Origin of the sequence: Ornithinimicrobium sediminis, assembly GCF_021272345.1 — a bacterium.
Taxonomy (GTDB): Bacteria; Actinomycetota; Actinomycetes; order Actinomycetales; family Dermatophilaceae; genus Ornithinicoccus; species Ornithinicoccus sediminis_B.
On record NZ_JAJSDQ010000002.1, the window covers coordinates 203,788 to 218,208 of the forward strand.

A 14,421-nucleotide genomic window follows, 5' to 3' on the forward strand; every position below is an offset into this window, starting at 1 on the left:
GGGCGGGGCCCGTCAGGAGTGGGCGTGCTCCCGGACGACCGCGGCGAACCGGTGGCCGAAGGGCGCCCAGGCGGCCTCCATCTCGCGCGCCCGCTCCGCCACGACGCGGGCGGCGGCGTGGATGTCGATGCCGACCTCTGCGAGCCGGGCCGCTGACGGCTTCTCCACCGTCCAGCCGCGGAAGATCGCCGGGGTCGCCTCCGGGTGGCACTGCACCCCCCACGCCAGCGGGCCGAACCGCGCCGCCTGCACCGACCCGTCGGGGGAGGTCGCCAGTGACTCCGCCCCCGGGGGCAGGTCGACGACGATGTCGTTGTTCCACTGCACGACCGGGCTGTCCGGGGCGACCGAGGACAGGAGCGGGTCGTCGGCGCCCTGCCCGGTGTGCCGGAACGGCGTGACCCCCTGGGAGTGGCCGGCCGGGTTGCGGGTCACCGTGCCACCCAGCCCCGCGGCTGCGAGCTGATGGCCCAGGCAGACGCCGAGGAACGGGCGGCCGGCCTCGACGGTGCTCGCGACCAGGCGGCGGACCCGCGGCAGCCACGGGGCGACGTCGTCGTCGAGCGCGCCCATCTCGCCGCCGAGCACCACCAGGCCGTCCTGCTGGCCGAGCGACTCCGGGAGAGGGTCGCCGCGGTGCGCCCGGACGACCTCCAGGGCCACGTCGGCCTCGGCGAGCCACGCACCGAGCAGCCCCGGCGGGCAGGTGTCCTCGTGCTGGACGACGAGCAGACGCGGGGTCACTCGGCTTCGATCTCCGACTGTGGGCCGAACAGGCTGGAGCCGTCGGCGCTGCCGGTCGGCGTCCGCTCGGTGGCGACCGCGCTCACCTCGTGCCGCTGGATCTCACCGGAGGCGATCTGCTCTGCCCAGTGGCACGCGACCCGGTGCCCTGCCGTCACCTCGGGGAGGTCGAGGGTGCGCAGCTGCGGCCGCTCGGTGTCGCACAGCGTCTCCTGGCGCCAGGGGCACCGGGTGTGGAAACGACATCCGCTCGGAGGGTTCGCCGGGCTGGGCAGGTCGCCCGGCAGCAGGATCTGCTCCCTCGAGTCCTCGACGACGGGGTCGGGGACCGGGACGGCGGACATGAGCGCACGGGTGTAGGGGTGCAGCGGCTCGGCGTAGAGCTCGTCGGCGTGGCTCTCCTCGACCAGGGACCCGAGGTACATCACCCCGATGCGGTCGCTCATGTGCCGGACCACGGCCAGGTCGTGCGCGATGACCAGGTAGGTGAGGCCGAACTGCTCCTGCAGGTCCTCCAGCAGGTTGATGACCTGGGCCTGTACCGACACGTCCAGGGCACTGACCGGCTCGTCCGCCACGATGAGCTGCGGGTCGACGGCCAGGGCACGCGCGATCCCGATGCGCTGACGCTGCCCGCCGGAGAACTCGTGGGGGTACTTGTTCAGAGCGTTGCGCGGCAGCCCCACCGCCTTGAGCAGGTCGACGAGCCGCTGCCGGGCATCCTGGGTCTTGGTGAGCCCGTGCGCCCGCATGCCCTCCAGCAGCAGCTGCTCCACCGTCTGCCGTGGGTCCAGGCTGCCCATCGGGTCCTGGAAGACCATCTGCATGTGGCGCCGCTGCAGCCGCAGCTCCTCGCCCTTGAGCGAGGACAGGTCGACTCCGTCGAAGTGCACCTCACCGTCCGTGAGCTCCTCCAGCTGGAGCAGGGCGCGACCGAACGTGGACTTGCCGCAGCCGGACTCACCGACGAGACCGTAGGTCTCGCCGCGCCTGATCTGCAGGTCCATGCCGTCGACCGCGTAGACGTAGCCGACGGTGCGGTCGAAGATGATCCCGCGCTTGATGGGGAAGTGGACCTTCAGCCCGCGGACGTCGACCAGGACGTCGCCGTCCTGCGCGTCCGTGCGGGCGGTCTCGGGGGCGACCGTGCTCATGACGTCTCCTCGGGGTGCCGGCCGGTGACCGGCAGCGGGTTGTGGCAGCGCAGCAGACGCTCGTCGGGCACGGCGTCGTCCGCCAGCAGCTCGGGAGTCTCCTGACGGCAGATCTCCGTCGCCGACGAGCACCGAGGGGCGAAGGCACACCCCTGCTCCCACGGGATGTTGTCCGCCACGGACCCCTGGATCGGGTTCAGCCGCCCGCCCCGGGGGAGGTCGAGCCGCGGGATGGAGTCGAGCAGGCCGCCGGTGTAGGGATGCCGGGGGATCGCGAAGAGGTCGTGCCGCAGCGTCCGCTCGACGATGCGGCCGGCATACAGGACGTTGACCTCGTCGCACAGGCCGGCGACCACGCCCAGGTCGTGGGTGATCATGACCAGCGCCGTCCCGGACTCGGTGACGAGCTCCTTGAGCAGAGCGAGGATCTGTGCCTGGATCGTGACGTCCAGGGCGGTCGTCGGCTCGTCCGCGATGAGGAGCCGCGGCTCGCAGGCCAGCGCCATCGCGATGAGGGCGCGCTGGCGCATGCCTCCCGACAGCTGGTGGGGATACTCGCTCAGGCGGCGGGTCGGGTCGGGGATGCCGACCTTCTCCAGCAGCTCGGCCGACCTGCGGTGGGCGACGTCGTGCTTCATGCCCTTGTGCCGTTGCAGCACCTCGGCGACCTGCACCCCCAGCGGCACCACCGGGTTCAGGGAGCTGAGCGGGTCCTGGAAGATCATCGCCAGGTCGGCTCCGCGGTGGTCCCTCATCTCGGCGGTGCTGATGGTCATCAGGTCCTTGCCCTCGAAGAGGACCCGCCCGGTGACCGTGTTGCCGCGCTCGGGCAGCAGCCGCATGATCGCCAGCGAGGTCACCGACTTGCCGCAGCCGGACTCCCCGACCAGGCCCACGGTCTGTCCGGGCGCGACGTCGAAGCTGATGCCGTCGACCGCAGCGAACTCGGTGGCTCCTCGTCCGAACGTGACCCGCAGGTCCTCGACCCGCAGCAGCGGCTCCGCGGAGCCGGATGGATGCCTGCCGTCCAGGCGGTCTCCGGTCGTGGTCGTCATCGTGCGCACCTCACCGTCGGGACTTGGGGTCGAGAGCCTCGCGCAGCGACTCGCCCATCAGCGTGAAGCCGAGGGCGACGACGATGATGCACAGGGCCGGGTACACCGCGATGTGCGGGTAGGTGTTGAAGAAGGTCTGCGCCTTGCCGAGCATCTGGCCCCACTCGGGGACGGTGTCGTCCGGGTTGCCCAGCCCGAGGAAGGACAGCGCCGCTGCGTCGATGATGGCGATGGCCAGGACGAGCGTCCCCTGGACGATGACCGGCCCGACGGAGTTGGGCAGCATGTGGCGGAAGACGATCGGCGTCGGCTTGACCCCCAGAGCCCGGGCCGCCAGCACGTGGTCGCTGTGCCGCTGGGAGAGCATGGAGCCACGCAGCAGCCGGGCGAAGATCGGGATCTGGATGATCGCGATGGCCAGGATGACGGTCCACTGGCTCGGCCGGGCGAAGAGGGCCGCGATCGAGAAGGCCATGAGCAGGGAGGGGATGGACAGCATGACGTCGACGATGCGCATGACCGCGCTGTCGACCCAGCCGCCGATGCCCCCCGCGAGGGTGCCGAGCACCATCCCACCCGTCAGTCCGCCCAGGGTGGCGAGCACACCCACGATGAGCGTCTGCCGCGAGCCCACCAGCAGCCGGGAGAAGAGGTCACGCCCGGCGTTGTCACCGCCGAGCAGGTGGCCGGGCTGCGCGGGCGGGATGGGCGTCGAGGGTGTGATCTGCGCGCGCAGCTCCGGGATGGCCCGGGTCGGGTCGTGCGGCGCGATGAACGGCGCGATGATCGCGACGACGACGAAGACGGCGATGATGCCGGCGCCCACCAGGAAGACCGGGTCGCGTCGCAGCCTCCGCCAGGCGCTCTGCCACAGGCTGACGCCGTCCTCGTCGGCGATGCTGCCGGACTCGGCCAGACGGTCGATCCGGTCCTTGCGCCACTGGCCGTAGGACCGGGGGCGGTGGCCCTCCGCGGAGTCCGGCTCCTGCGTGGGCTGTGCCTCGGGCTCGGTGTGCTTGTCGGTCATCGACCCGTTCCTCACTTGGTCCGCACGCGTGGGTCGATCACGGCATACGCGATGTCCACGAGCAGGTTGACGACGATGTAGATCAGGGCGGCCATCATGATGAGCACCTGCAGCACGGGGTAGTCGCGCAGCTCGAACCCGATGGCCAGGGCCTGGCCGATGCCCTGGAAGGCGAAGACCTTCTCGGTCAGCACCGCACCGGCGAGGAGGGCGCCGATCTGCAGACCGATGATGGTGATCACCGGGATGAGCGCGTTGCGCATGACGTGCCGGCCGCGGATCGTGCCCGCGGTGAGCCCCTTGGCGCGGGCGGTGCGCACGTAGTCCTCGTCCATCACGTCGATGACCGCGGCCCGCGTGATGCGGAAGACGACGGCGAACGGGATGGAGCTCAGGGCCAGTGCCGGCAGGATGAGGTGCCGGAAGGCGTCCCAGGCGGCGTCCCACTCACGCGTGATGATGCCGTCGAGGACGTAGAAGTTGGTGATGTGGGTGGCGCCGATGCCCACGGTCTGCCGCCCGGAGGGCGGCAGCCAGCCCAGCTGGACGGCGAAGACGTACTTGAGCACGTAGGCGAGGAAGAACACCGGCACGGCCACGCCGATGAGGGAGAAGACGACGCTGCCGGTGTCCAGCGGGCCGCCCCGGCGCCGGGCCGCGATGTAGCCCAGCGGGATGGCCAGGCTCAGCGCGATGACCATCGCGACCACGCTGAGCTCGATCGTGGCAGGAAGGCGCTGGAGGAAGACCTCCATCGCCGGCTGCCCGCGGAACACGCCGTTGGAGATGCCGAAGTCGCCCTGCACCGCACGCTCGACGAAGCGGAAGTACTGCACCGGCAGCGGCTGGTCCAGGCCCAGCTGCGCGCGGAGTGCGGCCGCCGACTCGGGGGTGCCACGCTCGCCCAGCAGGGCGGCGACCGGGCCCCCGGGCAGCGACCGCAGCCAGGCGAAGAGCAGCACGCTCAGGATGAACAGCGCCAGGACGGCCTGCAGCAGCCGGCGCACGATGAACCTCAGCACGGGTCCTCCGCAGGGTCAGGGACGGATGGGCCGGTCACGCACGGCGGGCCGGGCACAGGATGCCCAGCCCGCCGTGGTGTCCGTGACCGCGTCAGGAGCGACGCGGGGTGGGGCGCGAACGCCTCGCGACCACGGTCACTCGCTCAGCGTGATGGTGGAGAAGTCCTCCGCCGTCAACGGGCTCGGGGTCAGACCCTGCACGTTCTCCGCCACCACGATGGCCGGCGGGCTGTGCGAGATCGGCAGCCCCGGGAGCCACTCCTCACTCATGATGTTCTCGTTCAGCTCACGGTACATCTCCTCGCGGGCCGCCTCGTCGGGCTCGCCGTCGGCCTCGCGCAGGGCGTCCTGCAGCTCACCGTGCCAGTCGTACGCCGAGGTGCCGAACTGGTTGTCGTCACCGCAGAAGAAGGCGCACAGGAAGTTGTCCGCCGAGTTCAGGTCACCGGTCCAGCCGAGGAAGAACGCAGGGGACTGCGAGCTCTGCGTGCCGTCGATGTACCCACCGGCCCAGGGACGCGACACCGGGTTGATGGTGACGCCGATGGCCTCCCAGTCGGCCCGCACGGCGTCGTAGATGCGCTGCGGGTCCGGCATGTAGGGGCGGGTGACCTCGGTCGGGTACCACAGGTCGATCTCCAGGTCCTCGGCGCCCGCCTCGGCCAGCAGCGCCTCCGCCTCCTCCGGGTCGTAGGCGTAGGGCTGGATGTCGGTGTTGTAGCCCGAGACCGTGTCCGGGAAGAACTGCGTGGCCACGGTGGCGCCGTCCGGCAGCTGGTTCTGCACCAGCGTCTCGCGGTTGATGGCGTGGTAGAGCGCCCGGCGGATCAGCGGATCCTCCAGCTGCGGGTCGGCGACCGGGTTCAGCGCCAGGTAGAGGATGTTGAACGGGTCGCGGATGAGCACCTGGTTGCCGTTGTCCTCCAGCGACTGCCAGTCGACGGGGTTGGGCAGGTCGTAGCCCTGGATCGTCCCGGCCTCGAGCTCCTGGCGACGGGCGTTCTCGTCGGGGATGATCGAGAAGATGAGGTCCTGGACCCCCGCGGGCTCGCCCCAGAAGTCGTCGTTGCGCGTGAGCGACACGGTGCCGCCGGCGTTGTCGTAGGCCTCGAACACGAACGGGCCTGTGCCGGTCGGGTGCTCCTGGGCGTACTCCGGGTAGACGAACGCCTCGCCCTCGGCCTGCACGTCGTTGGCGTTGTACTCCTCCATCGCCGTCGGCGACTGCATGGCGTAGCTCGACTGGCTCAGGACCATCGGGAACTTGCCGGTCACCCGGGTGACGGTGACCTCGGCGGTGAGGTCGTCGGTGGCCTCGCACGACTCGTAGAGCGAGTCGTCGCCGAAGCCGAAGTCGTTGCCGTAGTAGTAGGCGACCGCCTGGCTCTGCCCGACCTCGTTCTGGTCGGCCCAGCGCTCGAAGTTGGCACACACGGCCTCGGCGTTGAACTCCGTGCCGTCGTGGAAGGTCACACCCTCCTGGAGCTCGAAGGTCCAGGTCAGCCCGTCCTCACTGCCCTCCCAGGAGGTCGCCAGCTCGGGAACGCCCTCGGTGCCGCCCTCCTCGATGCCGATGAGGTTCTGGAAGATCTGGCGGGTGACCCGGAAGGTCTCGCCGTCACTGGCGTAGAAGGGGTCGAAGGTGGTGGGAGCCCCCGCGGCGCCGAACACGAACTGGGCGTCGCTGCTGCCCGCATCCTCGCCGGTCGAGCCGCCGTCATCGGTGGCGCTACCGGCGTCGCCGCCACCGGCGTCGCCGTCGTCGCGCTCGGACTCCGCGCAGGACGTGAGTGCCAGAGCCAGGGCTGCTGTCCCCGCCACAGCTGCAACCTTGCGGTTGATCATTGTGCCTCCTCGTGGATAGCCCCCACGCAGCGTCTCGCTCGCCGGGGGTCGACCGATCACGCGGCCGACGACCGCAATCTACCCACGCCCCGAGCCGGTTGCTTCCCGGCGCGACGAAACGTGACCCAACCTTGACCTTGGGCCGTTCCCGAGGACGGGTGGGCCTGTGTGCTACCCATTCCCTATGTCCCGGGGCCAGGCACCGAAGATCCTCGTCGTCGCGGCGGCGCTCGTCGACGACCTGGCCGCACCGCGTCGACTGCTCGCGGCCCGGCGCACCGCCCCCGCCCACCTGTCGGGACGGTGGGAGCTCCCCGGCGGCAAGGTGGAGGCGGGCGAGGAGCCGGAGGAGGCCCTGCACCGCGAGCTCGCCGAGGAGCTGGGCGTGCGAGTGCGCCTGGGCGCCGGCGTCCCCGGGCCCGACGACGGTGCCTGGCCGCTCGCGCCGGGGCTGCACATGCTGCTGTGGTGGGCCCAGGTCGTCGACGGCACGCCCACCCCCCTGGAGGACCACGACGCGCTGCGCAGCCTCGGTGCCGAGGAGCTCGACGAGGTCGCCTGGCTGCCGAGCAACGGCGCCGTCGTCGAGGTGCTCCGGGCGACGATGCGGACGTCATGACCTCGGGCTGAGAGACTGGGGCCCATGCCTTCAACTGCCTCCGGCGCGCAGGACCTGCGCACCCGCTCCGACCTGCGCAACGTCGCGATCATCGCCCACGTCGACCACGGCAAGACGACCCTGGTCGACGGCATGCTCTCCCAGTCCGGAGCGTTCGACGACCGCCGCGGCGAGGACGTCGAGCGTGTCATGGACGCCGGCGACCTGGAGCGGGAGAAGGGCATCACCATCCTGGCCAAGAACACCGCCATCCGCTACACCGGTCCCGCTGCCGCCCAGCACGGCTCGCCCGACGGCGTGACCATCAACATCATCGACACCCCGGGCCACGCCGACTTCGGCGGCGAGGTGGAGCGCGGGCTGTCGATGGTCGACGGGGTCGTGCTGCTGGTCGACGCCTCGGAGGGGCCGCTGCCGCAGACCCGCTTCGTGCTCCGCAAGGCGCTCGCCTCGCACATGCCCGTCATCCTCTGCATCAACAAGGTCGACCGGCCGGACAGCCGCATCGACGCCGTGGTCGACGAGGTCTACGCGCTCTTCATGGACCTGATCGAGGACACCACCGACGCCGAGCACGCCCTGGAGTTCCCCATCGTCTACGCCTCGGCCAAGGCGGGCCGGGCCGCGATGGCGTCGCCTGGCCGGGGGCAGATGCCGGACAGCCCCGACCTCGAGCCGCTCTTCGACACCATCCTGGAGACGATCCCCGCCCCGACGTATGTCGAGGGCGCGCCGTTGCAGGCCCACGTCACCAACCTCGACTCCTCGCCCTTCCTCGGCCGGCTCGCGCTCTGCCGCGTGCACAACGGCACCATCCGCAAGGGCCAGCAGGCCTCGTGGTGCCGCCGGGACGGCTCCGTCGAGCGGGTCAAGATCACCGAGCTCCTGATGACCGACGCCCTCGAGCGCTTCCCCGCCGAGTCGGCCGGGCCCGGCGACATCATCGCCATCGCGGGCATCCCCGAGATCACCATCGGTGAGACGCTGGCCGACCCGGAGTCCCCGGTGCCGCTGCCGCTGATCACCGTGGACGAGCCGGCGATCTCCATGACGATCGGCATCAACACCTCCCCGCTGGCCGGGCGGGTCAAGGGCGCCAAGGTCACGGCCCGCCTGGTCAAGGACCGCCTGGACAAGGAGCTCGTCGGCAACGTCTCGCTGCGGGTGCTGCCCACCGACCGCCCGGACGCGTGGGAGGTCCAGGGCCGGGGTGAGCTCGCGCTCGCGATCCTCGTGGAGCAGATGCGCCGGGAAGGCTACGAGCTCACCGTCGGCAAGCCCCAGGTCGTCACCCGCACGGTCGACGGCAAGGTCCACGAGCCCGTCGAGCGGCTGACCATCGACACCCCTGAGGAGCACCTCGGCACGATCACGCAGCTGCTCGCGGCCCGCAAGGGGCGCATGGAGCAGATGACCAACCACGGCACCGGGTGGATCCGGATGGAGTTCGTGGTGCCCTCCCGCGGCCTGATCGGCTTCCGCACCGAGTTCCTCACCGAGACCCGGGGCACGGGCATCGCCCACCACGTGTTCGACGGCTACGCCCCGTGGTACGGCGAGATCCGCACCCGTCAGTCCGGCTCCCTGGTGGCCGACCGCGCGGGGGTGGCCACGAGCTACGCCATGTTCAACCTGCAGGAGCGTGGCACGCTCTTCCTCTCGCCGACCACCGAGGTCTACGAGGGCATGATCGTCGGCGAGAACTCCCGGGCCGACGACATGGACGTCAACATCACCAAGGAGAAGAAGCTCAGCAACGTGCGTTCGGCCGGTGCCGAGGTGCTCGAGCGGCTGGTGCCACCACGCATGCTGAGCCTCGAGCAGTCGCTGGAGTTCTGCCGCGAGGACGAGTGCGTCGAGGTGACCCCCGAGGCCGTGCGCATCCGCAAGGTCATCCTCAACGCGACCGAGCGGGGACGAGCCACCGCCCGGGCCAAGCGGTCGTGAGCGCCGTGCCGGCACCGGGCCGGCCGGGGATCCGGCTGCTCGCGGTCCACGCGCACCCCGACGACGAGACCCTGGCGACCGGGGTGGCGCTGGCGCACCACTGCCTGCTCGGTGACGAGGTGCACGTCGTCACGTGCACCCTGGGGGAGGAGGGTGAGGTGATCCCCGCCGAGCTCGCTCATCTCGAGGGCAGCGACGACCTGGGCCCCCACCGCGCCGGCGAGCTCGCGGGGGCGATGGCGACGCTGGGCGTGCGACACCACTTCCTCGGCGGTGACCTGCCACGCTGGCGGGACAGCGGGATGGCCGGCTCCCCGGCATACGAGCACCCCCGTGCGTTCGCCCGGGCGGACGTCGCCGAGGCCGCTGCCGTCCTCGCCGGGCAGGTGCGGGCCGTTGCACCCGACGTGGTCCTCACCTACGACCCCGAGGGAGGCTACGGCCACCCGGACCACATCCAGACCCACCGGGTCACGGTCGCCGCCGTGGCCTCGCTCCCGCCCGACGAGCGCCCGGTCCTTCTCACGGTCCTGACCCCCGTGAGCTGGGCCCAGGAGGACCGCCGCTGGCTGGCCGAGCACGTGCGGGGCGACAGCGGGGTCAGCGTGCCGGCTCCGGACGCCCCCTTCCCGCCCTCCGTCGTCCCCGACGAGCGGGTGACCCATCACCTGGTGGCACCGGAGGCCGTCGGGCTGCGCGACCGCGCGCTGCGGCACCACCGCACCCAGGTCACCGTGCACGACGGCTGGTTCACGCTCAGCAACGACATCGCCGCACGGCTGCCGGTGCGGGAGGGCTACACCCCGTGGCGCTTCGATGGGTGAGCGCCGCGAGCCCGCGGTCAGCGAGGGCGACTACCGCCGGGCCATGGGTCGCCTCGCCACGGGTGTGGTGGCGGCGACGACGCTGTCGGGCCGGCACGACGTCGCCATGACGGTGAACTCGGTGACGAGCGTGTCGCTGGACCCGCTCCTGCTGCTCATCAGCGCCCAGCAGGAGGGGCGGTGGCACGAGGCGGTCATGGAGGCCGGCGTCTGGGGCGTCAGCGTGCTGCCCGCCACGGCTCGCGGGACCGCCGAGTGGCTCTCCATGCCCGGCCGGCCGCTGCACGGGCAGCTGGACCGGGTAGCGCACCACCGCGGTGCGACCGGTGTGGCCCTCCTGGACGGTGCGCTGGCGACCGTGGAGTGCAGGACCCGGCAGGTGCACGCCGCCGGTGACCACAGCCTCATCGTCGGAGACGTGGTGTCGGTGAGTGCCGGGCCCGATGCCGCGCCCGCGCTCGTACACTTCCGAGGGACCTACACGGCGCTCGGCTGAGCAGCCCGCCGCACCGACCGACGAGGGACGACACGTGGACCAGGACCGGACCGACCCGGAGCCCCTCGCCGATACCCCGCGCCCCGAGCCGGTCGCGGACGAGCCCCGGCGCAACGAGTGGTGGGGGATCGCCGTCCGCTCGCTGGTGGCCCTCCTCGTGCTCGCCGGGGCCTACGTGGCGCTGGCCTACTACCTCGGGGACCGGATCCCCAACGGCACGACGGTCGAGGGCGTCGACATCGGCACCCTCGACGAGGAGTCTGCCGTGGAGGTGCTCGGGGACAAGCTCGACCCCCTCGTCGAGCAGCCCGTCGAGGTCGTGGTGGACGGCAGCAGCGTCGAGGTCGAGCCCGGCCAGCTCGGGCTGGCCCCCGACTACGAGGGCACGGTCGACGGCGTGACCGGGCTCACCTTCGACCCGCGCAACCTGTGGGCCTCGCTCACCGGGCAGGGGCGGGCTCTCGAGCTGCGCACCACCGTCGACGAGGACGCGCTCCACGGCGCCTTGGCCTCCGTCGCGCAGGAGCTCGACGCCGAGCCGGTCCAGGCCCAGGTCGCGCTGAGCCGCGGTGAGGTGCGGGTGGTGCTGCCGGAGCCGGGTGTGGCCGTCGAGGTCGAGGAGACCGCCGAACGGGTGGCCGACCAGTGGCCGCAGGAGCCTGTCGTGGAGGCCGCGGTGAGCGCCGTCCCGGCCGCTCTCACGGCGGAGGAGGTCGAGACCTTCGTCGCCGACGTCGTCGAGCCGGCGGTCGCCTCGCCCGTGGAGGTCGTGGTCGACGAGAGCACCGCCACGGTCACCCCCAACCAGCTCTCCCGTCTGCTCACGGTCGAGCAGCCGGGCGAGGGTGCCGACGACGAGGGCCTGGTGCTGCTGCTCGACGAGGAGGGCCTGCTCGAGCTCGTGCACGGCGGTCTGGGCGACGTCGCCCAGGCACCGCGGGACGCCGCCGTCCGCCTGGGACAGTCCGGTCGCCCGGAGGTCCTGCCTGCGCGCGTGGGGGCCGAGATCGACGACGCGGCCGTCCTGCTCGGCGTGCGCGAGGTGCTGCAGGTGGACGACGCGCTGCCGCAGGGCACGGAGTCCGACGGCGAGGGTGAGGAGGCGGAGGCCACCTCGTCACCGGAGCGGCCCGAGCCCGCCGCCGAGCCCACGGTCGAGGACCGCACCGTGACGGTCCAGACCATCGAGGTGGAGCCCGAGATCACCGACGAGGACGCCGACGCGTGGCAGGTGGACGCCGTGATGTCGGAGTTCCGCAGCCAGTTCCCGACGGGCGAGGCCAACGAGGACCGGACCGAGAACATCCGGGTGGGCCTGCGCTACGTCAACGGGTCGGTGGTCATGCCCGGCGAGCAGTTCAGCCTGGCCGACACCCTGGCTCCCATCACCGCCGACCGCGGGTATGTCGAGGCGGGGGTGATCGTCGACGGGCGGCTGGTCGACGGGATCGGCGGTGGCCTGTCCCAGGTGTCCACGACCCTGCTCAACACGGCGTGGTTCGCCGGGGTGGAGCTGAACGAGTGGACGCCGCACTCCTTCTACATCTCCCGCTACCCCGAGGGCCGGGAGGCGACCATCGCGGTCGGGCTCATCGACAACGTCTGGACCAACGACACCGACAGCCCGGTCGTGGTCCAGACCCGCATCGAGGGTGACGAGATCGTCATGCGGTTCTGGGGGGACCGGCAGTACACCGTGGACACCACCACCGGCCCCCGTCGCGACATCCAGGAGCCGGACTCCTTCACCGACGACAGCCCTGACTGCCTGACGCAGACCGCGGTCGAGGGGTTCACGGTCACGGTCACCCGCACCCTGTCCCGTTCGGGAGACGTCGTGCGGGAGGAGAGCTGGACGACGACGTACCAGCCCTCGCCCGGAGTCACCTGCACGGGGTAGCGGCGCCGAGCACGGGCCGAACTTCGGGACGGGCCGCAGGGCAGGCATACTGTCGGCATGACATACGTGATCGCCCAGCCGTGTGTGGACCTCAAGGACAAGGCCTGCATCGAGGAGTGCCCCGTCGACTGCATCTACGAGGGTGAGCGGTCGCTGTACATCCACCCCGACGAGTGCGTCGACTGCGGTGCCTGCGAGCCCGTCTGCCCGGTCGAGGCGATCTACTACGAGGACGACGTGCCGGAGCAGTGGGCTGAGTACTACAAGGCCAACGTCGAGTTCTTCGACGACCTCGGCAGCCCCGGTGGCGCGGCCAAGCTGGGGCTCATCCCCAAGGACCACCCGATCATCGCCGACCTGCCCCCGCAGTCACACGACGAGTGACCCGAGGGGGCCGCAGCCCCGCACGGTGACTCACCGCTGTCCACACACGCAACGTCCGCAGACACGCCCGACGACGGGCGCGACCAGGAGGAACGCATGACCGACAACGCCACGCTCCGTCACGGTGACCACGAGCTCGAGCTCCCGATCGTGCCTGCGGTGGAGGGCAACAGCGGGCTGGACATCTCAGCGCTGTTGAAGACCACGGGAGACGTGACGCTGGACGTCGGCTTCGTCAACACCGCGTCCTGCAGCTCGGAGATCACCTACATCGACGGTGCCGAGGGGATCCTGCGCTACCGGGGCTACCCGATCGAGCAGCTGGCGAAGCAGTCCACCTTCCTGGAGACCAGCTACCTGCTCATCTACGGGGAGCTGCCGACCGCCGACGAGCTGGCCGCGTTCGACGACAAGCTGCGCCGGCACACCCTGCTGGTGGAGGACATGAAGGGCTTCTTCGACGGGTTCCCCCGCGACGCCCACCCCATGCCGGTGCTGTCCTCCGCGGTCTCCGCGCTGGGCACGTTCTACCAGGACAGCCTGGACCCCTTCGACGCCGAGCAGGTCGAGATCTCCACGATCCGGCTCATGGCCAAGCTGCCCACCATCGCGGCCTACGCCTTCCGCAAGAGCCTGGGGCAGCCGTTCCTCTACCCCAACAACGACTACAACCTGGTCGAGAACTTCCTGTGGATGACCTTCGGGCAGCCCACCGAGAAGTACGAGATGGACCCCGACCTGGCCAAGGCGCTGGACCTGCTCTTCATCCTGCACGCCGACCACGAGCAGAACTGCTCGACCTCCACGGTGCGCCTGGTCGGCTCCTCCGAGGCCAACCTCTTCGCCTCGGTGTCCGCCGGCATCCACGCGCTGTCCGGGCCGCTGCACGGCGGTGCCAACTCCGCGGTGCTCGCCATGCTGGAGGACATCAAGGCCCAGGGTGGCGACGTCAAGGAGTTCGTCCGCAAGGTCAAGGACAAGGAGGAGGGCGTCCGTCTGATGGGCTTCGGCCACCGGGTGTACAAGAACTACGACCCCCGGGCCGCCATCATCCGCGAGACGGCACACGAGATCCTCAGCAAGATCGGCACCAACGAGCTGCTCGACCTGGCCATGGAGCTGGAGCAGACGGCGCTGGAGGACGACTACTTCGTCGACCGCAAGCTCTACCCGAACGTCGACTTCTACACGGGCCTCATCTACGAGTCGATGGGCTTCCCGAGCAACATGTTCACCGTGCTCTTCGCCATCGGCCGGCTGCCCGGCTGGATCGCCCAGTGGCGCGAGATGATCAACGACCCGCAGACCAAGATCGGCCGCCCCCGCCAGCTGTACACCGGCTCCCCGGAGCGCGCCTACTCTCCGGTCGAGAGCCGCTGACCGCACACCCTCGGCGGGTGCGCC

Annotated in this window: 13 protein-coding genes; 7 read left to right on the forward strand and 6 right to left on the reverse strand. The window is 71.0% G+C overall.

Annotated elements, in window-relative coordinates; translation table 11 throughout:
• Positions 1-12 precede the first annotated feature (12 nt).
• The 6 genes from LVO85_RS05390 to LVO85_RS05415 all read right to left on the reverse strand — a co-directional run bounded on the left by LVO85_RS05390 (position 13) and on the right by LVO85_RS05415 (position 6,823).
• Positions 13-744: a type 1 glutamine amidotransferase gene (locus LVO85_RS05390; protein WP_232746384.1), complete on the reverse strand. Its 732-nt coding sequence runs from the start codon at positions 742-744 to the stop codon at positions 13-15.
• Positions 741-1,898, reverse strand: coding sequence for an ABC transporter ATP-binding protein (locus LVO85_RS05395; RefSeq protein WP_232746385.1), 1,158 nt, complete (start codon positions 1,896-1,898; stop codon positions 741-743). The genes LVO85_RS05390 and LVO85_RS05395 overlap by 4 nt, the downstream gene beginning before the upstream one ends.
• Positions 1,895-2,953 carry an ABC transporter ATP-binding protein gene (locus tag LVO85_RS05400; protein WP_232746386.1) on the reverse strand — a complete coding sequence of 353 codons (1,059 nt, stop codon included), beginning with the start codon at positions 2,951-2,953 and terminating at the stop codon, positions 1,895-1,897. Before LVO85_RS05400 ends, LVO85_RS05395 begins: the two co-directional genes overlap by 4 nt.
• A gap of 10 nt (positions 2,954-2,963) precedes the next feature.
• On the reverse strand, positions 2,964-3,980 hold the full coding sequence (locus LVO85_RS05405; RefSeq protein ID WP_232746387.1) for an ABC transporter permease: 1,017 nt from the start codon (positions 3,978-3,980) through the stop codon (positions 2,964-2,966).
• A gap of 11 nt (positions 3,981-3,991) precedes the next feature.
• Positions 3,992-5,002, reverse strand: a complete 1,011-nt coding sequence (locus LVO85_RS05410; RefSeq protein WP_232746388.1) for an ABC transporter permease — start codon at positions 5,000-5,002, stop codon at positions 3,992-3,994.
• 135 nt (positions 5,003-5,137) lie between these two features.
• Positions 5,138-6,823, reverse strand: coding sequence for an ABC transporter substrate-binding protein (locus LVO85_RS05415; RefSeq protein ID WP_332875411.1), 1,686 nt, complete (start codon positions 6,821-6,823; stop codon positions 5,138-5,140).
• Positions 6,824-7,031: 208 nt separating this feature from the next.
• Here LVO85_RS05415 and LVO85_RS05420 point away from each other — a divergent pair, with 208 nt between their 5' ends.
• The 7 genes from LVO85_RS05420 (at position 7,032) to LVO85_RS05450 (ending at position 14,397) form a co-directional block, all read left to right on the forward strand.
• On the forward strand, positions 7,032-7,466 hold the full coding sequence (locus tag LVO85_RS05420) for a (deoxy)nucleoside triphosphate pyrophosphohydrolase (protein WP_232746390.1): 435 nt from the start codon (positions 7,032-7,034) through the stop codon (positions 7,464-7,466).
• 24 nt (positions 7,467-7,490) lie between these two features.
• Positions 7,491-9,413 (forward strand): translational GTPase TypA, encoded by a 1,923-nt coding sequence (typA, locus tag LVO85_RS05425; RefSeq protein ID WP_232746391.1) that lies wholly within the window; start codon positions 7,491-7,493, stop codon positions 9,411-9,413.
• Complete coding sequence (mshB, locus tag LVO85_RS05430; protein WP_232746392.1) at positions 9,410-10,237, forward strand: N-acetyl-1-D-myo-inositol-2-amino-2-deoxy-alpha-D-glucopyranoside deacetylase; 828 nt, start codon at positions 9,410-9,412, stop codon at positions 10,235-10,237. Before typA ends, mshB begins: the two co-directional genes overlap by 4 nt.
• On the forward strand, positions 10,230-10,733 hold the full coding sequence (locus LVO85_RS05435; RefSeq protein WP_232746393.1) for a flavin reductase family protein: 504 nt from the start codon (positions 10,230-10,232) through the stop codon (positions 10,731-10,733). The genes mshB and LVO85_RS05435 overlap by 8 nt, the downstream gene beginning before the upstream one ends.
• 34 nt (positions 10,734-10,767) lie before the next feature.
• Positions 10,768-12,633, forward strand: coding sequence for a VanW family protein (locus LVO85_RS05440; protein ID WP_232746394.1), 1,866 nt, complete (start codon positions 10,768-10,770; stop codon positions 12,631-12,633).
• A gap of 57 nt (positions 12,634-12,690) precedes the next feature.
• Positions 12,691-13,017, forward strand: a complete 327-nt coding sequence (gene fdxA, locus LVO85_RS05445; protein ID WP_232746395.1) for a ferredoxin — start codon at positions 12,691-12,693, stop codon at positions 13,015-13,017.
• 96 nt (positions 13,018-13,113) lie between these two features.
• The gene (locus LVO85_RS05450) at positions 13,114-14,397 is read left to right on the forward strand and encodes a citrate synthase (RefSeq protein ID WP_232746396.1); all 1,284 of its coding nucleotides are present in this window, start codon (positions 13,114-13,116) and stop codon (positions 14,395-14,397) included.
• Positions 14,398-14,421: the final 24 nt, after the last annotated feature.